The 21,737-nt window shown below is 38.8% G+C and carries 18 protein-coding genes and 4 tRNA genes; 15 read left to right on the forward strand and 7 right to left on the reverse strand.

What is annotated here, in order from left to right; all coding sequences use genetic code 11:
• Positions 1-16: 16 nt before the first annotated feature.
• Complete coding sequence (gene rplQ, locus AC1M9A_RS12350) at positions 17-382, forward strand: 50S ribosomal protein L17 (protein WP_034587447.1); 366 nt, start codon at positions 17-19, stop codon at positions 380-382.
• 188 nt (positions 383-570) lie between these two features.
• Positions 571-2,061, forward strand: coding sequence for a flavin-containing monooxygenase (locus AC1M9A_RS12355; protein ID WP_481610318.1), 1,491 nt, complete (start codon positions 571-573; stop codon positions 2,059-2,061).
• A gap of 48 nt (positions 2,062-2,109) precedes the next feature.
• Here AC1M9A_RS12355 and AC1M9A_RS12360 read toward each other — a convergent pair whose 3' ends face one another.
• Positions 2,110-3,282, reverse strand: a complete 1,173-nt coding sequence (locus AC1M9A_RS12360) for an acyl-CoA dehydrogenase family protein (RefSeq protein WP_035265167.1) — start codon at positions 3,280-3,282, stop codon at positions 2,110-2,112.
• A gap of 179 nt (positions 3,283-3,461) precedes the next feature.
• Here AC1M9A_RS12360 and AC1M9A_RS12365 point away from each other — a divergent pair, with 179 nt between their 5' ends.
• From AC1M9A_RS12365 to AC1M9A_RS12385, 5 genes are all read left to right on the forward strand, one after another.
• Positions 3,462-3,722 (forward strand): FAD assembly factor SdhE, encoded by a 261-nt coding sequence (locus AC1M9A_RS12365; RefSeq protein ID WP_035265169.1) that lies wholly within the window; start codon positions 3,462-3,464, stop codon positions 3,720-3,722.
• Between the two features lie 61 nt (positions 3,723-3,783).
• A complete protein-coding gene (locus tag AC1M9A_RS12370; RefSeq protein WP_481596500.1) occupies positions 3,784-4,098 on the forward strand; it encodes a hypothetical protein in 315 nt (104 codons plus the stop codon).
• A 537-nt stretch (positions 4,099-4,635) separates the two neighbouring features.
• Positions 4,636-5,679 (forward strand): hypothetical protein, encoded by a 1,044-nt coding sequence (locus tag AC1M9A_RS12375; protein ID WP_035265182.1) that lies wholly within the window; start codon positions 4,636-4,638, stop codon positions 5,677-5,679.
• Positions 5,680-5,763: 84 nt separating this feature from the next.
• Positions 5,764-6,351 (forward strand): rhombosortase, encoded by a 588-nt coding sequence (gene rrtA / locus AC1M9A_RS12380; RefSeq protein WP_092768072.1) that lies wholly within the window; start codon positions 5,764-5,766, stop codon positions 6,349-6,351.
• Between the two features lie 1,173 nt (positions 6,352-7,524).
• Positions 7,525-8,910: a TRAP transporter large permease subunit gene (locus tag AC1M9A_RS12385; protein WP_373687203.1), complete on the forward strand. Its 1,386-nt coding sequence runs from the start codon at positions 7,525-7,527 to the stop codon at positions 8,908-8,910.
• 92 nt (positions 8,911-9,002) lie between these two features.
• On the opposite strand, the gene AC1M9A_RS12390 is transcribed toward AC1M9A_RS12385, so the two are convergent.
• The 3 genes from AC1M9A_RS12390 to rnr all read right to left on the reverse strand — a co-directional run bounded on the left by AC1M9A_RS12390 (position 9,003) and on the right by rnr (position 13,903).
• Positions 9,003-9,212 carry a YheV family putative zinc ribbon protein gene (locus AC1M9A_RS12390; protein WP_481586819.1) on the reverse strand — a complete coding sequence of 70 codons (210 nt, stop codon included), beginning with the start codon at positions 9,210-9,212 and terminating at the stop codon, positions 9,003-9,005.
• Between the two features lie 40 nt (positions 9,213-9,252).
• Complete coding sequence (locus AC1M9A_RS12395; RefSeq protein WP_481608162.1) at positions 9,253-11,292, reverse strand: M3 family metallopeptidase; 2,040 nt, start codon at positions 11,290-11,292, stop codon at positions 9,253-9,255.
• Positions 11,293-11,464: 172 nt separating this feature from the next.
• The gene (rnr, locus tag AC1M9A_RS12400; protein WP_481610330.1) at positions 11,465-13,903 is read right to left on the reverse strand and encodes a ribonuclease R; all 2,439 of its coding nucleotides are present in this window, start codon (positions 13,901-13,903) and stop codon (positions 11,465-11,467) included.
• Positions 13,904-14,165: 262 nt separating this feature from the next.
• Here rnr and AC1M9A_RS12405 point away from each other — a divergent pair.
• From AC1M9A_RS12405 to AC1M9A_RS12420, 4 genes are all read left to right on the forward strand, one after another.
• Positions 14,166-14,256, forward strand: a tRNA-Ser gene (locus AC1M9A_RS12405).
• A gap of 16 nt (positions 14,257-14,272) precedes the next feature.
• Positions 14,273-14,349: transfer RNA gene (locus AC1M9A_RS12410), tRNA-Arg, on the forward strand.
• A 43-nt stretch (positions 14,350-14,392) separates the two neighbouring features.
• Positions 14,393-14,469: transfer RNA gene (locus AC1M9A_RS12415), tRNA-Arg, on the forward strand.
• A 360-nt stretch (positions 14,470-14,829) separates the two neighbouring features.
• Positions 14,830-14,906: transfer RNA gene (locus AC1M9A_RS12420), tRNA-Arg, on the forward strand.
• A 73-nt stretch (positions 14,907-14,979) separates the two neighbouring features.
• Here AC1M9A_RS12420 and AC1M9A_RS12425 read toward each other — a convergent pair.
• Entirely contained in the window at positions 14,980-16,287 is a 1,308-nt protein-coding gene (locus tag AC1M9A_RS12425; protein WP_481610319.1) for an SRPBCC family protein, read from the reverse strand.
• A 171-nt stretch (positions 16,288-16,458) separates the two neighbouring features.
• Between AC1M9A_RS12425 and AC1M9A_RS12430 the strand changes: the two genes are divergently transcribed.
• Positions 16,459-16,962 (forward strand): YcxB family protein, encoded by a 504-nt coding sequence (locus AC1M9A_RS12430; protein ID WP_035265193.1) that lies wholly within the window; start codon positions 16,459-16,461, stop codon positions 16,960-16,962.
• Positions 16,963-17,007: 45 nt separating this feature from the next.
• Entirely contained in the window at positions 17,008-17,646 is a 639-nt protein-coding gene (locus AC1M9A_RS12435) for a fumarylacetoacetate hydrolase family protein (protein ID WP_481592033.1), read from the forward strand.
• Positions 17,647-17,697: 51 nt separating this feature from the next.
• On the opposite strand, the gene AC1M9A_RS12440 is transcribed toward AC1M9A_RS12435, so the two are convergent.
• Positions 17,698-18,501 (reverse strand): AraC family transcriptional regulator, encoded by an 804-nt coding sequence (locus AC1M9A_RS12440; RefSeq protein ID WP_481592032.1) that lies wholly within the window; start codon positions 18,499-18,501, stop codon positions 17,698-17,700.
• A 102-nt stretch (positions 18,502-18,603) separates the two neighbouring features.
• Between AC1M9A_RS12440 and AC1M9A_RS12445 the strand changes: the two genes are divergently transcribed.
• Entirely contained in the window at positions 18,604-19,545 is a 942-nt protein-coding gene (locus tag AC1M9A_RS12445) for a DMT family transporter (RefSeq protein WP_481610320.1), read from the forward strand.
• Positions 19,542-20,429, forward strand: a complete 888-nt coding sequence (gene yddG / locus AC1M9A_RS12450) for an aromatic amino acid DMT transporter YddG (protein ID WP_481610321.1) — start codon at positions 19,542-19,544, stop codon at positions 20,427-20,429. Before AC1M9A_RS12445 ends, yddG begins: the two co-directional genes overlap by 4 nt.
• A 38-nt stretch (positions 20,430-20,467) precedes the next feature.
• Here the strand turns inward: yddG and AC1M9A_RS12455 are convergent, their stop codons facing one another.
• Positions 20,468-21,712 (reverse strand): YihY family inner membrane protein, encoded by a 1,245-nt coding sequence (locus AC1M9A_RS12455; protein WP_481610322.1) that lies wholly within the window; start codon positions 21,710-21,712, stop codon positions 20,468-20,470.
• Between the last annotated feature and the right edge of the window lie 25 nt (positions 21,713-21,737).

Below are 21,737 nucleotides of genomic sequence, written 5' to 3' on the forward strand. Positions count from 1 at the left end.
AAGTAGGACTATCACCATGCGTCATCGTAATAGTGGTGTGAAATTAGGCCGTACAAGCAGTCATCGTAAAGCGATGTTCCAAAACATGGCTAATTCTTTGTTTGAACACGAGTTGATCAAAACAACTGTGCCTAAAGCAAAAGAGTTACGTCGTGTAGCTGAGCCTTTAATCACTTTAGCTAAAGTCGATACAGTAGCAAACCGTCGTTTAGCGTTTGCTCGTACTCGTTCAGCAGCAACTGTTGGTAAATTATTTACCGTTCTTGGCCCTCGTTACAAAGAACGTAACGGCGGTTATCTACGTGTTCTTAAAGCGGGCTTCCGTGCAGGTGATGCTGCACCGATGGCTTACGTTGAGCTAGTAGATCGCGAAGTTAAATAATTTCGTGTAGAACATCGCAAGTTGTTCAAAAAAGGTCGGTTGAATAAACCGGCCTTTTTTTGTCTAACAATTGGCATTACTTGACCTCAATTGATATGTTTTTTGCAACTTTTAGTCAAACTTGACATTGTGTATTGTCAAAAATATGTTTTAATAAAAATGTTCTTATAAAAAGGTTAATAAAAGAAATGGATAAGCAAGTCGATATTCTTATTGTTGGTGCTGGTATCTCTGGAATTGGAATTGCAGCACATTTAATTAAAAATAATCCGAACCGTAAATTTGAAATACTCGAACGTCGTAAAAGTTTCGGTGGAACGTGGGATTTGTTTAAATACCCAGGTATTCGCTCCGACTCAGATATGTCTACTTTTGGCTACAATTTTAAGCCGTGGCGTAAAGCGAATGTGCTTGCAGATGGCGCTTCGATTAAAGGTTACTTGGGCGAAGTTGTTAGTGAGTACAATATTAAAGAAAAAATTCATTTTGAACATCGTGTACTTTCAGCGAATTACGATACTTCAATTAAAAAATGGATTGTAGAAATCCAAGATCAAAATGAAAAGAAACAAACTTGGCAAGCTAATTTCGTCTTAGGATGTACAGGCTATTATAACTACGATCAAGGTTTCCAACCTGATTTTCCAAATCAAGATAAATTTAAAGGTCAATTGATTCATCCACAATTTTGGCCTGAAAATTTAGATTATACCGGTAAGAAAGTAGTTATCATTGGTAGTGGAGCAACTGCAATCACTTTAGTACCAGCAATGGCAAAAGGTGGGGCTGGGCATGTAACAATGTTACAACGTTCACCAACGTATATTGCTTCAATTCCTTCGATTGATTTTGTTTATGACAAAACACGTAAATTTATGACAGAGGACATGGCATATAAGTTCACGCGTGCTCGTAATATCGGAATGCAACGTGCGATTTTTGCTTTGTCAAAAAAACAACCTCAATTGGTTCGCAAGTTACTTCTTAAATCTATTGAAATGCAGTTGAAAGGTAAAGTGGATATGAAGCACTTTACCCCAAGTTACAATCCTTGGGATCAACGTTTATGTGTAGTGCCAGACGGTGATTTATTCAAAATTTTACGTAGTGGTAAAGCAAGTGTTGAAACAGATCATATTGAATCCTTCACTGAAAATGGTATTCAATTAAAATCTGGTAAACACTTAGATGCAGATATCATTGTTTCTGCAACTGGTCTAGAAATTCAAATTATGGGCGGTATCAAAGCGACTGTTGATGGTCAGCCGATCAAGACTAGCGAACATATGCTTTATAATGGTGTGATGGTAAGTGATGTACCAAATATGGCGATGGTTATTGGTTATGTGAACGCGTCATGGACCTTAAAAGTAGATGTCGTTGCTGATTATATTTGCCGTTTATTCAAATATATGGATCAGAACGGTTATGATGAAGTTGTCGCACCAACTGACCATTCTGCAATGCTCGATGAAACAGTTATGGGTGAAATGTCATCAGGTTATATCGCGCGAGCGGCTGATCAACTTCCAAAACAAGGTACTAAGGCACCTTGGATGGCAACGCATAACTATTTAGCTGATCGTAAAGATCTCAAAAATGCGACTTTTAACGATGGTATTTTAAAATTTTCGAAGGCTCCCGCACAGTCTGTAAAAAAGCCTAAATTAGTATCTTAATGAATAGCTATTAAAATAAAAAAGGAAGCGAAAGCTTCCTTTTTCTATTTATAAAGAACGTGATATGAGTTCTTTCATGATTTCATTGGTGCCTGCATATATACGATTTGCACGGTTATCAATATATGCGCGTGCAATAGGGTATTCAAGCATGAAGCCATAGCCACCATGTAACTGCAAGCATTCATCGACGACTTTAGAGAACATATCAGAAATTTTATATTTTGCAGCTGCGGCCGCATCTACACCTAACGTACCCTCAAGTTGTAATTCCATACAACGATCTAAATAAGAACGACAGAAGTCTATTTCAGTTCGAAGTTCTGCTAGCTTAAAACGTGTATTTTGAAATGCACCAATTGGCTTGCCAAATGCTTTACGATCTTTTGTATATTGTACTGTGTGCGCAAAGGCAGCTTCTGCACCTGCTTGGCAGATAATCGCAACAAGCATACGTTCCCATGCGAGTTCTTTCATAAGCATGATGAAGCCCATGCCTTCCATACCAATTAAATTTTCCTTTGGTACACGAACATTATCAAAGAACAATTCGCAAGTATCTTGTCCTTTCATACCAATTTTATTGAGTGGTTTACCTTTGGTGAATCCTGCTCGATCAGCTTCGACAATGATAAGCGATAAGTTGGCTGAACCTTTATCACTATTACCTGTCTTGCACACAACAATCGCCATGTCACATAGATAACCATTGGTAATAAAAATTTTAGAACCATTGATGACATATTCATCGCCATCTAAAACTGCAGAAGTTCGTACAGCTTGTAAGTCTGAACCTGTACCAGGCTCCGTCATCGCAATGGCAGTGACAACTTCGCCAGAAGCCATTTTAGGGAGCCATTTTTTCTTCTGCTCTTCGTTGGCAAAATTATTCAGGTAGTTCGCAACAATATCCGAATGCAATGAAAAACCAGTTGATGAATCCATTGCATAAGCTTGTTCTTCAATGAGGATCATACTGTAGAGTCGATCTACACCATATCCACCATATTCTTCAGGCATTGTGGTACACAATAGACCCATTTCACCCGCTTTATTCCATAAGTCACGATCTACATGTTGTTGTTCTTCGTATTTGGCAATATTTGGAACGACTTCTTTTTCATAGAATTTTCGGACAGTATCACGAAAGGCTTCATGTTCTGCATTGAATAATTTTCGAGGCAACATATTAGGAATTGGTCGAATTGCGCCTGATTGCATATTTATATTTCCATAAGTGTTATTAGAATAGCCACAACATAAGAGAGCCTGAACATTGGTGCAATGTGTTGAATGCTCAAAACACAAGAAATGCTGATGAATTTGGTCAATTGATATTTTTAAAACACAAAGCTCATGGCTTCAGTTAAAATGGAATGAACACAGATTAGGGGATAAAAATGTACGATGAATTAACGCTTGAAGAGCGTAAAGTTATCTATCGCGCACGTCGTGGGTTAAAAGAAATTGACGTGTATTTTGATCCTTATGTAAAGCAATACTATTTGCAAGCTGAACCTGAAGAGAAAGCAATGTTTGCTGAATTGGTTGAGCAAGAAGATCCTGATTTATTGGATTGGTTTATGGAGGTTTCTGAACCACCTCGACCTGAATTGCGCCAATTTATTCAAAAATTAAAAGATTATGTCCATAATCCATGAGCGTTATTCACTGAAACACAGCCTTTATTCAGCTGTGTTTCACGCTTTCTTTATGTTCATCATGAGTATTACTTTATTAATCAGTATTGAGCTCATTTATGCTTTAAGCAGTATTATATTTATACTGATTATCTGGTGGGGTTTTAGAAAAAAACCACAATTAAGTGAATTACAAAAACTAGACAAAGATTTATGGTCGATTCAAATGACTTCAAATCCAAAAATATACCAAGCAAAACTGACTCGAGTTTTTCATTTTCATTACTTCGTTGTACTCAGTTTTAACGAAAAGAAATTAGATTCTTTGGTGATTTGGAGAGATCAAATAGATGAAAAACAATGGAAAAGCTTGATTACTCATGCAAATTTTGGCTAATTGTTAGACAAAAAGTTCTTTATTTTAAAATTTAAAACATGATAAAAAACAATTATTTAAAAACGTATAGTATGGACAAAAAATGAATTGTTTGACGAAAATGAAAGAAAATCAAATTGTTAGACAAAAATGCGATGAAATCTAAATTTCTAAAGTACATTAAATATACCAACAGCTAATGAGGAATTTCAAAATGAGCGAAATTCATATGTGGTTGTTTCTAGTGGTTGCTGCTGTTATGGCAATTATAATTGGAAGACTAGGAACTGTGCTGAAGGAACGAATTGAACACCACAACAACGAACGAAATAAACTCTCTTGAGTTTACCATTTAATAAGTAGCATGTGCCGAACCGTCGCAATGCTACTTTTTTTTGCCCAAAATTTTAACAATTCAAAAAATAAGTCAATTATTTCAATTCAGATCAATGACAGACTAATTGTTAATGAAGTGCATTGCTGCACTTTTATTCAGCGATTGCATCTGATATTTTAAATCGCAAGGATGACAAAATTATAAAATTGAGGACAGGAAGTATGTCTAAATTAAAGACTCAAGGTCTTTTCACGGCAATTGCGGTTGTAGCAGCTACAACTTTATCTGGATGTTCATACGTAATCAAAACTGGTGCGAATGCATCACTTGCGTTTAGTGAAAAACACATCTTACCGCCAGTACTCTCAATGGGTGATGTGGATATGGTGTGTAATCAGGGCACAGCTTTGACTCCTGTGATTATGGCGACTAAAGATATGGGTGCTGATCCGACCCGTATGGCAGTTCTTTTATATTCAGCTTCAGGGATGTGCGCAGAAAATCGTGCCTTAGATGCAGAATTAAGATACCTAAGAGCATCAAAAGCAGGTCAAGTGACAGAAGCACAAGATGCGCGTATTGAACAAAAGCGCTGGGCTGCTGTTGCTGCCGAACGTCAATATACGGGTTATCAATTGTTTGCGGAGCGTTGGCAGTCTAAATATAAATATAATTTAGGTGACTCATGTCCAACTATGCGTCGTAATCTTGACCAAACAGTATATCTGTTAGGGATGTTAAGTGGCTTACAAGCAATGACCAATGATATTGCTTCTGGTGGTCAAGTGCATGTTCCTAAAGATATCGCAGCAATTGTTGAACGTGGCATGGTCTGCCTTGATAACAACAAGTTTTGGGGTGTACCGAATGCTACTCGAGCAGTGATTTGGACATTATTACCTGGAGCTGATGCAGGCAAACCAGATCCATACCAAACGCTTAAACAATCTATGCAAATTGGTGAGCAAAAAGGAGTACGCTTATCGCATGCCTTGTATGCTGTTGCAGCACAAGCCAGTGGTGACGATGCAAAAATACGTGATGCATTACGTTCTTATGCCGCTTCACGTGCTGAAGAAGTTCCTGTAAATCCAGAGTTTAAGTTATTGGATAATATGGCAGGACAAATGATACAAGCGATCTCAGACCGTTATTGGACGGAGAATACAGGTGTCCGAACTGAAGCAGATGGAATGTCGAGCTTCTGGGATGATCAAGCGACCAATGAAGCCGATGATCTTTTCGAGAACACATTAGGCGAATAAGATTTTTTAATTTTGTTCAAAATTAAAAATGGAGTTATTCAAGAAAAAGAGCTTTAAGCTCTTTTTCTTTTAGGAATACGAAAGATGAAAGATACTATCCTGATTCGAAAAATACTGTTTATTGCATGCTGTATCAGTATTGCTGCTAGTTTGCAGATTTTTCAGGAGTATTTTTTCTATTGGCGTCCTGTATTGGATGAAGAAATTTGGCGAGTATGGACAGCTCACTATGTACATGTGGGATGGATACACTATGCATTGAATATGGTGGGTTTAGCCTGCCTACCATTCATCTTCCCATATGTCAAAATTAGGTACATGTTGTACTTGTTGATCGCACTCCCGCCATTAATTAGTTTAAGTTTTTTTTATGTTTATCCTCGCGTTGAAGCTTATGCAGGTCTATCAGGGGTGCTACATGGTATGTATATGGCTTTGGCAGTTTATTTTTTTAAATTTGAAAAAGAACGTAAATTCTCGCTGCTTGTATTAGCTTTAATCACGGGCAAAATTTTGTGGGAAAATATCTTTGGTTCTCTCGATACTGCGCAAATGATTGGTAGCCCAGTATTGGTTGAAGCACATTTAACAGGTGCAATATGGGGGGCATTACTCAGCATGCTCTTTTTAATTTATCAGCATATCTCCGTGAAGGACACACACATCTCTTAATTCCTCTGATGCTTAATTATCACTTATTTTAATGTGTGATCAGATTCAAATCTTTTGCATTTATTTTTTTAAGGTCATATTTGTTTAAAAAAAGAAATACAGTATGGTATAGCCTACTGATTTAGTTGGTTTTTATCTCGCTCTTAAGAGGTGAATTGATGAAAATTGGCATAAATTTAAAAAAAATGGAAAAGTCAGTCATTCTTTTTTTAAAAAAAATCAGTCAGATTCATGTGATAAAAGTGGTAAGGAAATTAGGTAAAGGATTTTGCCTAAGCCCGAATTAGAAAAGATGAGCTGTACAGGCAATGTATAGCAGTATTAAATAATGGAATAACAATGCAAGAGCCTTCTAAAAAGAGATCTGGGTTAGGTCTACTTAGTTATATATGGACTGAGTGGATATCTGCGTTTACGATTTTGCTTCTACTGTTACTGACGCTCATCATCGGGACAGGAGAAATGATTCACGGGCAGATGTTACGTATAGGTGAAAGTCTATACGGTGACGAAAAAATTGGTATGCAGTATTCATTCTTGCGTGCCGAACCTGAAAAGCCAGTCTGTGATCGAAATCCAAATATTGACCTTTTGGTTCAAAACCAAATGCAAGCCAATGCAAAAGATGAATTTGCAGATATCTTTGGTACAACGTCTGAAGAAGATGTTCGTGCCTCTGTATTGGCTGGTCAACAGTTATGTGAAGAAAAATATGCCTTCTACGATAAGTCAATTCAGTATTTAGAAGATAACCCTTCAATACGAACTTACCGAACCATGGAAACAACTTTCTTTGGTATTTTCCAATTTGGTACTGAAAATAAGGCAGTTCTATTGATTATCATGGTGGTACTTGCAGCGATCACTGCAACACTTAAAATCCACCACATTGGTCTACGCGGTCCAAGTTCTGTTTTAGATTATCGGGTTTACGCTGTCGCAATGATACTTGCGAACAGTTTCTTAACCAATTCAGCGATCAGTCAGTATAGATCTGTATTGAACTCTGGTGTTCCGCCAACCAGTGAGATGACAATCATCTATTGGTTATGGATAATCTTGTTCAGTACACTGACATTAATTAGTTTGTACCAATTGTTCCGTGTACCAGAAAATGCGAAGCCAGGTGGTACGATTGGCATGGCATTATTGTCAGTCCCACTTTATGCCTATATGGCGATCACAACAGGATTTAACTTTACCTTTGTGATGGACTATCCAATGGGTCAAGGGATTTATTTAGGGCAGCTGGTTGAGTTCTCTACCATTTTCCTTAATTTATCACTGTTCATTTGGGCAGGTATGCTGCTAAAGCAGACCTTGATTGTTGATAAATTCCTAAACATTTTACGTCCATGGAATCTAGCGCCTGAAACGCTTACCTGGTTAATCTTACTTGCTGCTGCATTACCTACAGCTTATACAGGTGCATCAGGTATTTTTGTAATCGCTGCAGGTGCGATCATTTATAAAGAAGTTTGGAATGCGGGCGGACGCCGTCAATTCGCTTTGGCTACGGCTGCAATGTCAGGTTCGCTTGGTGTGGTACTCCGTCCATGTCTATTGATTGTTGTTGTTGCATCGCTGAACAAAGAAGTGACGACTGACTTGTTATACCAATATGGTATTGGTGTTTTCCTCATCACTTCAACTTTGTTCTTATTGATTTCACTGTTCTTTGCTGAGCAAAAATTCCGTATTGCAGCGCCATCAGTTGCATTCCCGAATTCAGCTAAGGCATTAGTGGCAGTAGTTCCTTATGTGATCGTATTCCTGATTGTGTGGGCATTCTACAAGTATGCGTTAAATACCAACTTGAATGAGTTTACTGCACCAGTCATGATGCCAATCATCTTACTTGTCATGGTGCTTTATGAAAAATTACGTCATGAACCAGCACCGCTCGCACCAGTAGGACATTGGGATACGACATTAAGCCATACTTCGGTTGAACAAGAAGCTGCTAAGGCGCGAGTGTCAGCATCTGAAATTGCAGCACAGGATAGTCCAGACAATCCTGCACGTAAAGTGAGTTTCTGGAAGTCAATTCATGTATCTGCAAGTGAAACAGTCGGACATATCGGGGCGCTTGTGATCTTAATGGCATTGTCTGTCAGCGTTGGTGGATACTTAGAGCGTATCGAGTTGATGGAACACTTCCCAACGGATATTGAAAATATCTATATCGTGATTACCTTGATCGTATGTCTCATGGTATTCGTCGGGATGATTATGGATCCGTTTGGTGCTGTCATCTTAATTTCAGCAACAGTTGCTCCTGTCGCCTACGCTTATGGTATAGATCCTGTTCACTTCTGGATGATTGCTTTAATTGGTTTCGAATTGGGTTATGTATCACCTCCAGTTGCACTCAATCACTTGCTCGCAAGGCAGTCGATTGGTGATGAAGAGGTGGCTGCTGCCGATGCAGAAGTGAAAGATAAAACGTTCTACTACAAATACGAACGTTGGATTCTTCCTCTGATTGTGATGATTCCAGCTATGTTAATTATCGCCTATGTACCTTATATCTTTAAGTTATTTGGTTGGTATCAATAATTAAATAAAATAAGCACCTTCGGGTGCTTATTTTTTAATGAATTTACAATAAAGCCAGCTCTATAGAGCTGGCTTTATTGACTTTAAGCATCTTAATTTCTTGGACTAGGTTTAAATTGAATAACACCAATTTCGTCTGCAACCTCAGGCATTTGAGGTTCGTCAATGTGTGTCGGACGATTTTCAGAATAGTTGCATTCAATACATTCGATCCATTCTGAATCACCTGAAGTGAGCATGACAATACGATCCATAGCTTCACATTTCGGACATTTTGCACCTGCAATGAAACGACGTTTGATCGACATAATGACTCTCACCTTCAAAAATTAGTAGCGTAGTTTAAGCAGTTTTAGTGTCATTCGTCCAACCTTGATGGCGTAATAATGCATCAATTTTAGGCTCACGACCTCTAAATTTAACAAAGGCATCAAGCGCTGTATCTTTACCGCCTACAGCCAGCACTGCCTTGCGGAAAGCAAGTCCAGTCTCTTGGTTGAAGATCCCTTCTTGTTCAAAGCGATCGAATGCATCACTTGCTAAAACTTCAGCCCATTTGTAAGAGTAGTAGCCTGCGGCATAACCCCCTGCGAAAATATGGCTAAAACTATTTTGGAATCGGTTGTATGGTGCTGTAGGGAGAACAGCATATTGTTCACGAATTTCGTTTAAGGATTGTTGAATACCTGTTGCATCTAAAGCAGGAGATTGTTTATGTATATTCAAATCAAACATGGCAAACTCAAGCTGTCGAAGGGTTTGCATGCCTGATTGGAAAAATCTCGCATCCAAAAGAGACTTAAGGAGTTCTTCAGGTAAGGGTGTTTTGGTTTCAATGTGTTGGCTGATTAAAGCCAAGCTTTCATTATCCCAAGTCCAGAACTCCATAAACTGACTTGGCAGCTCGACGGCATCCCAAGCGACACCATGTGTGCCTGCTACAGAGATATGATCTACTTCTGTGAGCATATGATGCAGACCATGTCCAAACTCATGGAAAAGAGTAACGACTTCATCATGTGTCAAAAGCGCAGATTGTTGACCAATCGGTGGTGTAAAATTACCGACCATGTAACAAATCGGTTTCTGCATGCCATTGTTGGTTTGCATACGTGAGCGGAATCCGCTCATCCATGCTCCACCACGTTTCCCACTTCTAGCGTACAAGTCAAAATAGAATCCACCTATGACACTGCCTTGATCTTCAAGCTCATAATATCGTGCATCTGGATGCCATACTGGTGCTTCACGTTCAATGACTTGAATACCATATAAACGCTCCACAATTTTAAATAAACCTTGAATGACGACAGGGGTAGGGAAGTATGGCTTAAGTGCTTCCTGAGACAGATTAAACTGTTGAACTTTGAGTTTTTCCGAGAAATACGTCGTGTCCCAAGGTTGTAGTTCATCTACACCATGAGATTGAGCAATTGCTTTTAATGCCTCAATTTCTTGTAGGGCAGGTTTACGAGCATGTTCTGCCAACTCAATCAGAAATTGATCTACAGCTTCAACACTTGGAGCCATCTTACTTGCCAGTGAATATGCTGCATAATGATCAAAACCTAAAAGTTGAGCCATTTCTTGGCGCAATTTGAGAATTTCTTCCATCACCGCAGTATTGTCATATTCAGGGTGATCTGACTGATCCGACGCTCGCGTGGTATATGCTTTATATAAGGCTTCGCGAAGCTCTCGATTATCTGCGTAAGTCATGATGGCAAGATAAGAAGGGAAATCCAATGTCGCCACGGCTTGATCGAGTTCACGTTGTTGACCGTATTGCTTTAGCAGTTCGATACTGCTCGCAGGTAAACCAGCAAGTTCATCTTCAGTTAATGGTTTGAAATATGATTGTGTGGCATCAAGAACGTGGTTAGAAAAATCTGAAGAAAGCTGCGATAAACGAGCTGATATTTCTGCGTAGCGTTTTTTTGCATCGCCTTCTAGAGCCACGCCTGAGAGTTTAAAGTCTCTAAGTGCAAGTTTAATCGCACTCTGTTGAGCTTCTGGTAAATCCGAAAAAATAGGTGCATCATGCACATGTTGGTAGGTTTGATAGAGCGCAGTATGTTGCCCTAATTGTGTGTAGTATTCACTTAAGCTAGGTAAAAGAGACTGATAAATCTCGCGGGTTTCAGGATTGTTCATCACAGCATTTAAGTGAGACAAAATTCCCCAAGACTCGCTCATTTGGTTTTCTAATTCATCGATTTGATCGAGCACATTTAATTGTAATTGTACCGTGTCTGGGACTTTCTCGAGTTGGTTTATAAAGTGTTGACCATTTTGAATCGCTTGTTCAATCTGTGCTTTAAGTTGATCGAGTGTAATTTGAGAAAAATCGGGTACAGGCAAAGTTGCCTTTTCTAAAGTCATTCAAGGACCTAATTGATTCATTTACTTCATTTAGATGTAGGGGTTTATGGACTTTAAATCAAGTGATACATTCAATTATTTACGTAAGTGCTAAATAAAGAATCGGTGCACTTGATTATAAATTAAAAAAATAAAGCTTAAAAAAAAGAGCGCCGTAGCGCTCTTTAAAGATTTAGTCTAATTTAGCTTTCGCATTCGACTTTTTCTTTTTCACTTTAGCTTTCTTTTTCGCTTTATCTTTTACTTTTCCATCAGATTTTTTGTCTGATTTTTTAGAATAAGAGCTTGGTTTTGCCTTGGACTTTTTCTTACGAACAGGGCGTTCACCGTTTTCATCTTTATCTTTTAGGAGTTCGACAGGCTCATTCAACATGCGATTTAACGCTTCTTGCTTGGTGACCGGTTTTTCCTTTACGACACGTGGTGCTCGACTACGAATAGCGCGACCTGCATGGCTGAGTTGTTGAATCAATTCAAAATCAATCTTACGTTCTTCTAAATTGACACCTGCAACCTTGATGCGTACTTCATCACCCAAACCGAAGGTCTGACCACGATTTTGCCCAACTAAACTTTGACTCGCTTGATCGAAGACAAAGAAGTCATCGCCAAGCTGGCTTACATGGACCATACCATCGACATATAAATCTTTTAAAGTGACAAATAGACCAAACTCAGCCGTAGCACTAATGACGCCAACAAACTCTTCACCAAGATGCTGTTGCATATAATGGCATTTTAACCAAGTGGTTACTGAGCGAGAAGCTTCATCAGCTCGACGTTCTGTTGCCGAGAAATGATTACCGGCTTCTTCTAGTGCGCCACCTGAGACTGGTGCAGGTTTATTTTTCAGGTGTGCTTTGATAGCACGATGTAATAATAAATCTGGATAACGACGAATTGGAGAGGTGAAATGAGTGTATGCCTCATACGCCAAACCATAGTGACCAGCGTTATTTGGCCCATAATAAGCTTGCATCATGGAGCGAAGAAGCACAGCATGAATACTTGGCGCATCAATACGGTCTTTAGTGGCTTCAATGACCGCTTGGTAGTCCGCTTGCGTAGGTTGATCAGGGAATTTCAAACCTAATAACTTAACAAAGTCGCGAACTTTTTGAATGCGTGAGAATTCAGGTGGCTCATGCACACGATACAACATTGGAATTTCGTGTTTTAAAGCAAATTCAGCAGCAGCGACATTGGCTAACAACATACATTCTTCAATGAGTTTATGAGCATCGTTACGTGATCTTGGTAGAATTTCTTTAATTCCACCAAGTTCATCAAAGGTCATGTACGTTTCAACGGTTTCAAATTCCATTGCATGGCGTTCTCCACGTAAACCTTTTAATACTTGGTAAAGTTGGAATAATGTATTCAGTGATTTACGCACTGTACGATCTTCAGGTACAGCTTGACTATCACCTTCAAAATATTTTGCAACTTGGTCATAGGTGAGTCGTGCTTTAGAGTGCATCACCGACGGATAGAATTCAAATTTTGTGACTTTACCTGCGCGACTTAAATTCAAATCACAGACCATACATAGACGATCGACATTTGGATTGAGTGAGCATAAGCCATTTGAAAGTGCTTCAGGCAACATCGGTAAGACAAAGTGAGGGAAGTACACAGACGTACCGCGTTCTTGTGCTTCATCATCTAAAGGTTTACCAATACGAACATAATGACTGACATCTGCAATCGCAACTACGACACGATAGCCGCCACCAGGACGTTTTTCTGCATAGACAGCATCGTCGAAGTCACGTGCATCTTCACCGTCAATTGTGACTAAGGGTAAATCTCTTAAATCAATGCGTCCTTGACGATCTCGTGCTGTCGGTTCTTTAAAACTTTCAGCTTCTTGAACTACTGCTTCTGGAAATTCGTAAGGTAAACCATATTCTAAAATGGTTTGAGGAATAATAATTTCAGTATCAGATTTGTCGGCCATAGATTGAATAATATGGCCTGTAGCAAACTCTTCACGATTTGGAAAATCATCAATTTCAACTCGAAGAGAATCACCAACTTTAGCTTTCGCATGCGCAATGAGTTCTTTTTCTAAGGTAATCGGTTGATGCGCATTTGGATTTGCTGGTTGAATGAAGTATTCACCTTCATATTCTGCGAGTTTCCCAATGATTTGTTTGACGCGTCGTTGGGTAATTTCAGTAATGAAACCCCATGGTTTACCTTTACGGTCAACAGAGGTCTGTTGAACTTTAACTCGGTCACCATGGAAGACTTGACGTAATTCACGCTCAGGTAACAAATATTCTTCTTTCTTACCATCTATACTCGCAACCCCTAAACCTTTGCTATTGATATAGATGGTCGCATCATGAACAGGTTGATCTGCCATAAGCTGGAACTTATAACCTTCTTTCGTCAATTGACCATCACGAACCATCGCACTTAAACGGTGACTAAGTGCTTCAATACTTTTTTGATCCGCAATTTCGAAGTGTTCCACAAGGTCTGCATGAGACAATGCTTTTTTCTTATTCTCAATCGTTTCTAGAATCAGAACACGGCTTGGAATAGGATTATCGTAACGTTCAGCTTCCGCTTTGGCTTCAGGGTCGACCCAATTTTTCATAATGTCTTTGGCTTCATATCAGAAGATAAGTTTAGCATAAGACATGATGAGAAATACTGCACGTAAATGATTGCAATAAAGTGTTTTTAGTTCATAAATTATAAAAGAGATGCAGAATAGACAGTATTAAAGTGAAATTAATGCAGATTAAAGGTAAAAAACCTGAAAATTGTTTAAAAAATATATGATTGAACAAAAAACATAGAATTTTTTAAATTCTCACTTGAAGAGTAGGGACGAAGTTTGTATTATGGCGTCTCGTTACGGTGAGGTGGATGAGTGGCTGAAATCACTTCCCTGCTAAGGAAGCATACCTATTACTGGTATCGAGGGTTCGAATCCCTCTCTCACCGCCAACGATAAACTTGAAATGCGCTCATAGCTCAGCTGGATAGAGCACTTGGCTACGAACTAAGGGGTCGGGAGTTCGAATCTCTCTGAGCGCACCAATCAAGTTAATCGATGTAACGAAGTCGTAAGACACTCAAGTACGCGCTCATAGCTCAGCTGGATAGAGCACTTGGCTACGAACTAAGGGGTCGGGAGTTCGAATCTCTCTGAGCGCACCAACTTGATCATCTCTAAGATGTAAAAAAGAGAAGAAACCGCTTAATTGCGGTTTTTTTGTTTCTAGAATGAAGTGATGCTATAAATCATCATATTTTATTAGCTACTTAAGAAAGAAATAAATTTTAAAATTTCTACACATATTATTTTTAATTAATAGATATTAGCTCTTATAAAAACATCATCAATCCAACTCAGGATTGTTTGGAATTTGGATTGATCCTGTTGACCATCTCTTAAATTGTTGATTATCTAGCCATAATTTACATTTACGTATAAATACTGTTCGCTTGATTTAAATTTTATTAAAAAGTACTTAACAAATAATAATATTCATATATAATGCACTCCATCAAGACGTCGCGCTCATAGCTCAGCTGGATAGAGCACTTGGCTACGAACTAAGGGGTCGGGAGTTCGAATCTCTCTGAGCGCACCAACTTGATCATCTCTAAGATGTAAAAAAGAGAAGAAACCGCTTAATTGCGGTTTTTTTGTGTCTATTTTTTATCTTATTTCTTCTGCTCTTCGTTTTTGACTTTCAATGCAAAGACGACATTCGCCCCAACTGTAGGGAGCACATCATGATAAGGCAAGCTCCGTGCTGCACGAATCAGGAACGGTGCTTTTTCATCTATTTTTCCAGCATTCGTCATTTTCAATAAAGTACCTTGTTGAAACTTATCAAATTGCATTTTTCCTTTAATGTATTTCAGATCACCGCCTTGAGCATAAAAACTATTCTGATTCGACTTAGGAAAGCTAAAATTTAGTTTAAATCGGAATGGAATTTGAATAACTCCTAACCCGAGTTCAACTTTAAAATCTGCCAATTGTGTTTGGTCTTTTAGGGTTTCGATATCAATAGATTTGAGTTGGCGGGGAAACAACTTTTTATAATGTACAGGCTGTGTCCATTTTTGTAATTGTTGCACTGGTTGGGAATAATACTGATACGTCGTCACAAAACGCATTGATTCTGCACCGTGTTGATAAGGCACGGTTGTCGGTGTATGGACAAAACTTACAGGGTGTTCGGTGATACGACTGATTTGTGCGATTTTGGCCAATTGATTTGTCGTTAATTGGTCGGATGGAAATTGACCTGGTTTGAGCGTACTCGAAGAAGGTGCTGTTAATTTTTTTCGAATTGATTCAAGTAAAAATGCATGTGTACCACTTGGAATTCCCATTTTTGCTTCAGGCACTGCATTCAGAACTTTGCTAAATAGAAAACCTTTAGGTTGGTTCAAATCTCCCCATTGCGTTAGGGTCAGAAGAGTATGATTTTGATCCAATTTGAACCATTCAAATTTGCCTAGACCATAAGGAACGGGTGCATCCACAATCAAACTCGAAATAGTATTACCTTCAATATGATGCTGAAACACTATGGTCTCATTAAAGTTGAGCACAGGTATTGGTGTTGGAATGGAAATTTTATATTGAACCTGAGTGATATTTTTTTCTTGATTTAATATTTTAGCTGACTTCAATGTCGGGAATAAACCAACAAAATTTTCAAACTGTGAAAGCGTTTTGGCGACCTTTTCTTCATTAACAGGCAATACGATGGCAGATGATGTGAACTTCACATTTGGATTGGGTTGTTTTTTGCGTGTCGGAATAGATGTTTGGGTATTTGTGTGCGCATAGATGAGAATCTGATCTTTTGCGATGCTGGCGAGTTCGGTACTATTATTTTGAAATGGTTTTAACGCACTGGGTATATTTTCTTTCCATTCAATAATCGCACTGTACGACAAGCTAGGTACAAAAATAAGGCTTAAGCACAATGCTCGATAGTTAAAGTATTTCATTTTCATCCTGAACTATGAATTTAGACTTTTTATTTTGTGTCATTGTAAATCGTGTGATGCTTTCATCAATAGTGCGATGATGTAATCAACAGTATTCATTAAAACGACAATTCGATTTCAGGTAAAGTGGTGTAATATCTTTGCTTAAGAAAATCGATTGTTGAATCCCCTATGTCTGATACTCAACCAGTTTTATCTGTCCGTTACTTCTTAAATTTACAAGAGTCTCAGGATGGTTTTGCATTAGCTACTTTTGGCAAAAAACAATTTACGCGTTTTTTAACGCCACTTGTCAGTATTGCGATCGTGATTTGGGGGCTTTATCTTGGATTAGAGGGTGTAGGACGCTATTACGTGGCTTTAGGCACGTTCTTTATCTTTTTACAAATCGTTATGCGTTACTGGTTCTTACCTATGATGTTCAAGCGTCAGTTTGAAAAATATCAATTTGGTAAGACTGAACAAGGTATCGATTTGTTTCAAAACTCTGCCGAGCTTTTTTCAAGTGGTCGTCCTAAACAAGCATTTGCCTACAGTGAAGTACAAAAATTTGTAGTGGGTAAATTGACCTATATGCTTGAACTCAAAAATCATACAGTGGTCATTATTCCAAAACGTGCATTTGAGTCTGATGTAGACAGAACACTGTTTGAAAATACATTCCAAAAACGTTAAGTTTTGATGAGTTCATTACTCAAACTATAAATAAGAGAGATTTTCATGAGTGCAGTTCCATCAAAAATTGTATGTGTCGGTCGCAGTTATGCTGCGCATGCTCAAGAATTAGGTAATGCGATTCCTGATCAACCTGTCTTATTTATCAAGCCGCCGAGTAGCTTGGTGTCCTTAGCAGAAGGGATTGATTGGAATCGTGCATTGGGACAGTGTCATCATGAATGTGAACTTTCATTACGAATAGATCGACCGCTCAAAAACGTTAAGGATCCTCAAGAGGCATTAGCAGCAGTAGGTGCAGTCACCCTTGGTTTGGATTTGACTTTAAGAGATCAACAAGATCAGCTTAAAAAGAAAGGACAACCTTGGGAACGTGCGAAAGCATTTGATGGATCTTGTATTTTGGCAGATTGGATTTCGCTTGATCAGGTCCCAGCATTAGATCAAGTCCAGTTTAAGCTCGAAATTAATGATCAACTTAGGCAACATGGTGATACGGGGTTACTGATTTTTAAATTAGGAGCGCTTTTGGCAGAAATCAGTCAAAACTTTAGCTTAATGTCTGGTGATGTTGTCATGACGGGTACGCCTGCAGGTGTGGGACCATTAGAATCGGGTGATCAGCTCAAAATGACTTTGACTGGCTTAAAACAAGATTTTGTGTGGACTACGCAAGTGCATTAATGATGCATCAAGCTCAATTAAAAAGGATGATGGTTCATCCTTTTTTTATGGCTAGAGATTGTCTGAGTTGATGTTTTTACGAAACTGTTGGGGCGTGATGTGCATCCAGCGTTTAAACATATTGATAAAGGCTGAGGCGTTGGCATAGCCCAAATCTAGAGCAATATGTTCAACGGTTTTATTTTCAGACAATAAGCTTAATGCTCGTGTAATTTTAAAGCGTTGACGCCATTCATTGAGCGACATCGAAATTTCAGCTTCACATAGGCGAGATAAAGTGCGCTCACTCATATTCACCATTTGAGCATAATCTCTCAGTGGACGCTGATCACTGAGATGCTCATGGATGTATGTAAATATCGTTTGTAATGCAGGATGATCAGAATGGGGCAAGTAGCTTTTGAGCAGGGGTGAGCTTTTTAATTGATCCAGTAAAACCATTAAAAGTCGTTGATATTCGGGTTGATCATGTTTGAAATAAGTTTTTCTGAGTTCATTGAGTAGCGCCGTCACTAAGGGGGAGCTTAGTAAAATACCTGCTTGTTTGGGCAGTGCATCACACAGGCTTTCATGCACGTATAAGGTGGCATGAGAAACAGCTGTGAGATTAATACTGCTGTGATGCAGATGCGGCGGTAGCCAAATTCCGTAGGGCGGAGGTGTTAAATATTGATTTTGATCAATATGAACTTCCATTACACCATCAAATGCATAGATAAATTCGCCCCATGCATGACCGTGTTTAGGATATTCCGAATGGGCTGGATCATTGCGGAATGTTAGCCAAAGATTCTCTTGGATATGATCATAATTATCTAACTGAACGAATAGTTCATGTGGATGGCGTTTTGGCATATTAAATTGCCTGAATAAATGTATTTGTTGTCTGTTTTGAATTATATATTCTAATTCAGTCAGCAGTATAGTGACGACTTGTTTGTGTGAAGAGTGCCACTCATGGGTGAGCGAAGAGGTCTTGACCTTCAGGCGTCAAGCTTAATGATCGTATTGTGTTTAGTCTGGGGTTTACAGCAAATTGTCTTGAAACTTGCAGCTACTGATATTAGTCCTCTGATGCAAATCGCATTGCGCTGTGGTTTGGCAACCTTGCTTGTCGTTCCATTATTGTATCGACAACGAGTGCAACAACTGCTCAATTACCGTTATGTTGTTCCTGGAATTTGGTTAGCCTTTTTATTTTCTGCAGAATTTTATTTGGTTGCTGAGGCACTCAGGTACACCAGTGCTGCGCACACTGTTGTTCTGCTCTATACCGCGCCTATTTTTGTGGCTTTAGGCTTACATTGGAAAGTCAAAGCTGAAAAATTGAATCACTTGCAGTGGTTTGGTATTTGGTTCGCATTTTTTGGCATCGCTTATACTTTTTTAGTGCGTGATCAAGCTCAAAGTCAACTCAACCATATTTTATGGGGAGATTTTCTTGCTCTAATGGCAGGGATGATGTGGGCATTGACTACGATTTCTTTAAAATTTTCAACGCTTTCTGAGGCGCCGCCCACTCAAACATTATTTTATCAATTGCTTGGGGGCTTTATTTTTTTATTACCCTTAGCTTTTTGGACTGGACAAGCAGATGTACGCTGGTCACAACTGACGTTTCTGAGCTTAACATTTCATGCGGTTGTCATGTCTTTTTTAAGTTTGCTGCTATGGTTTTGGTTGTTACGAACTTATTTAGCAAATGGCTTAGGTGTGTTTTCGTTTTTGACCCCCATGTTCGGCATGTTGTTTGGTGTATGGCTGTTAGATGAGGAGATCGAAACGAGTTTCTTGGTCGGTTCTAGTATGGTTCTTGCAGGGATTATGATTGTATCTTTGCACCGCTATTTGAGAATTTATTTTGATCGAATCAGCGCAAGAATTGGAGCATTCCATTGAATCAGTATACATGGCTGGGATTAAGCTCGATTTTAATTTGGGCCTCGTTGGTTGCGGTGGTGAAACTTGTAACTGAATCATTAAGCCCGGTACAGGCGGTGGCACTGATCTATAGTTTTAGTGCATTGTTCATGTTATGGAAAAATGGTTTTCCCAAGCTTTCACTCATGCCTAAAAAATACTTATGGGGCTGTGGTGCTCTTTTTGTTGGCTATGAGATCCTGTTTTTAATTTCGATTGCACTTTCAACGCATCGAGAACAGGTATTAATCATTGCAATGATTAATTATCTTTGGCCTCCTTTGCTGATTGTATTTTCGATTCTTGCACGGCAATTGAGCGCGAATATTTGGGTGATTGCTGGCTTTGCATGTGCCATTCTTGGGTTAATGATGGTTGTTAATCCTGATATTCTCGAGCCGAAACGGATATTTGTGGCTGTGCTTGAAAATCCATTAGCATATTCATTTGCTTTCATCGGCGCCGTACTATGGCCTTTGTACAGTATATTTACCAAGAAATATGCAGAAGGTCATAATACTGTCCCATTTCTTTTTCTAATGACTGCAGTTGGATTGTGGGCTGTACATTTTGTGATGCGAGAACCGTTTATTGAGCTGAATTTGATGACATGGCTGATGGTTGTAGTCATTGGCAGCTTAATTGGCTTGGCTTACAGCAATTGGAACCAAAGCATGCAATATGGACATCTCAAAATTTTAATTTTGGCAACGTATTTTATGCCCATTTTTTCAAGTCTGATGTCGATGCTGATTCTAGATGTGCAACCTCTAATGAGCTTTTGGATCGGTTGTGTCTTAGTGACCTTAGGTGCACTTATTTGTTGGCAATCTACACGTCCATATAATCCATCTATGAAATAAGAAAAAGACCTATAGAGGTCTTTTCTTATTGCAAGAGTTTATTTTTCTTCAAGTATGGTCGATAGCGGTACGGAGAGCTTTGCAGCCAGATAATCATCAGCTTCAATTAGTGCAGGACCAATACGGTTCATCCATATGTCATCTTCATGGATTTGTCCGATATCATTTTTATCAGGTAGCGTATAAGGCAATGATTTATAAAATGACCAAAAATCCAGATGATCTAAATTTCTAACCAAAACATATTCATTATTATCAGTACGTTTAATAATATTCTGCTGTTCTAATAGATTGACATATTTAGGCCAGCGGCCAATTTCACCGCGTCCTAAAATATCAAGTGCCTCCAGATCGGTTACGGTTTTACCTTGTTTTTGTTTTTTATAGAATAACTCAAGCATATCTAGAAGCATGAGAATTGGATGGCGCGTTTCGGTCTTACCTGTATGAAATGCTGTGAGGGCATAACTTATCTCAACACCAAGCAGTACGATGTTCCAAGAGAGATAAATCCACAACAGGAAAATTGGAACTGCTGCAAAAGCACCGTAAACCAACTGATAACTGGTAAAGTTAGTCATCACGAAGCCGAATAAATTTTTCAGTAACTCGAAGGTAACAGCACTAAAAATCGCAGCAATCATGGCTGCTTTTATTGGAACAGAGCGGTTTGGAATCGTCCAATACAAGGCAAAAAAACCAAATGCGGTGAGTGCAAATGAGATGACCCACAAAATAAACGTCCCATTTAATTCATAACCTGCAAAATTATTGCTTAGGATGTTCATAGACGCTAAAGTCGATGAAATCACAAAAGCCGAACCCAGCAGGATTGGTCCCAGTGAAATGATGGTCCAATAGCGCATAAAACCAATAATGCCATTACGCGTTTCTGTCACACGCCAAATACGATTGAATGCTGTCTCAATGCTAGTGAGCATCATTACTGTGGTAAAGAATAAAAACAGCACACCAATAATGGTTAAGTTGCTCGAATTGTCAGTAAATGCATTCAATGCTTTATCAAACGCGATACTGGTTTTAGGCAGAAAATTACTGTAGATCAATTGTTGTAATTGTTGCCGAGCAGGTTCTAATGCTTTAATCGATGAAATGATAACCAAGAATACGGTCAACATGGGCACGACAGCGAAAAGTGTGGTGTAAGTTAAAGAGCCTGCTTGCTCACGACAATTGTTAGCTTCAAAGCGTCGTAGTACAAACAAAATAAACTGAAACCATGTTTTATTGTAGAAAGGTAACTTTTTTAAGATTTCCGCCATAAATAATGAGTCTCGAGTATTTTTT

The sequence above is a fragment of the Acinetobacter sp. ANC_7634 genome (genome assembly GCF_056779875.1).

Excerpts from the sequence above, each read along its gene's own strand:
- rplQ (WP_034587447.1), top strand. The coding sequence starts at position 17 with ATGCGTCATCGTAATAGTGGTGTGAAATTAGGCCGTACAAGCAGTCAT.
- AC1M9A_RS12355 (WP_481610318.1), top strand. The coding sequence starts at position 571 with ATGGATAAGCAAGTCGATATTCTTATTGTTGGTGCTGGTATCTCTGGA.
- AC1M9A_RS12360 (WP_035265167.1), bottom strand. The coding sequence starts at position 3,282 with ATGCAATCAGGCGCAATTCGACCAATTCCTAATATGTTGCCTCGAAAA.
- AC1M9A_RS12365 (WP_035265169.1), top strand. The coding sequence starts at position 3,462 with ATGTACGATGAATTAACGCTTGAAGAGCGTAAAGTTATCTATCGCGCA.
- AC1M9A_RS12370 (WP_481596500.1), top strand. The coding sequence starts at position 3,784 with ATGAGTATTACTTTATTAATCAGTATTGAGCTCATTTATGCTTTAAGC.
- AC1M9A_RS12375 (WP_035265182.1), top strand. The coding sequence starts at position 4,636 with ATGTCTAAATTAAAGACTCAAGGTCTTTTCACGGCAATTGCGGTTGTA.
- rrtA (WP_092768072.1), top strand. The coding sequence starts at position 5,764 with ATGAAAGATACTATCCTGATTCGAAAAATACTGTTTATTGCATGCTGT.
- AC1M9A_RS12385 (WP_373687203.1), top strand. The coding sequence starts at position 7,525 with ATGGCGATCACAACAGGATTTAACTTTACCTTTGTGATGGACTATCCA.
- AC1M9A_RS12395 (WP_481608162.1), bottom strand. The coding sequence starts at position 11,292 with ATGACTTTAGAAAAGGCAACTTTGCCTGTACCCGATTTTTCTCAAATT.
- AC1M9A_RS12425 (WP_481610319.1), bottom strand. The coding sequence starts at position 16,287 with ATGAAATACTTTAACTATCGAGCATTGTGCTTAAGCCTTATTTTTGTA.
- AC1M9A_RS12430 (WP_035265193.1), top strand. The coding sequence starts at position 16,459 with ATGTCTGATACTCAACCAGTTTTATCTGTCCGTTACTTCTTAAATTTA.
- AC1M9A_RS12435 (WP_481592033.1), top strand. The coding sequence starts at position 17,008 with ATGAGTGCAGTTCCATCAAAAATTGTATGTGTCGGTCGCAGTTATGCT.
- AC1M9A_RS12440 (WP_481592032.1), bottom strand. The coding sequence starts at position 18,501 with ATGCCAAAACGCCATCCACATGAACTATTCGTTCAGTTAGATAATTAT.
- AC1M9A_RS12445 (WP_481610320.1), top strand. The coding sequence starts at position 18,604 with ATGGGTGAGCGAAGAGGTCTTGACCTTCAGGCGTCAAGCTTAATGATC.
- AC1M9A_RS12455 (WP_481610322.1), bottom strand. The coding sequence starts at position 21,712 with ATGGCGGAAATCTTAAAAAAGTTACCTTTCTACAATAAAACATGGTTT.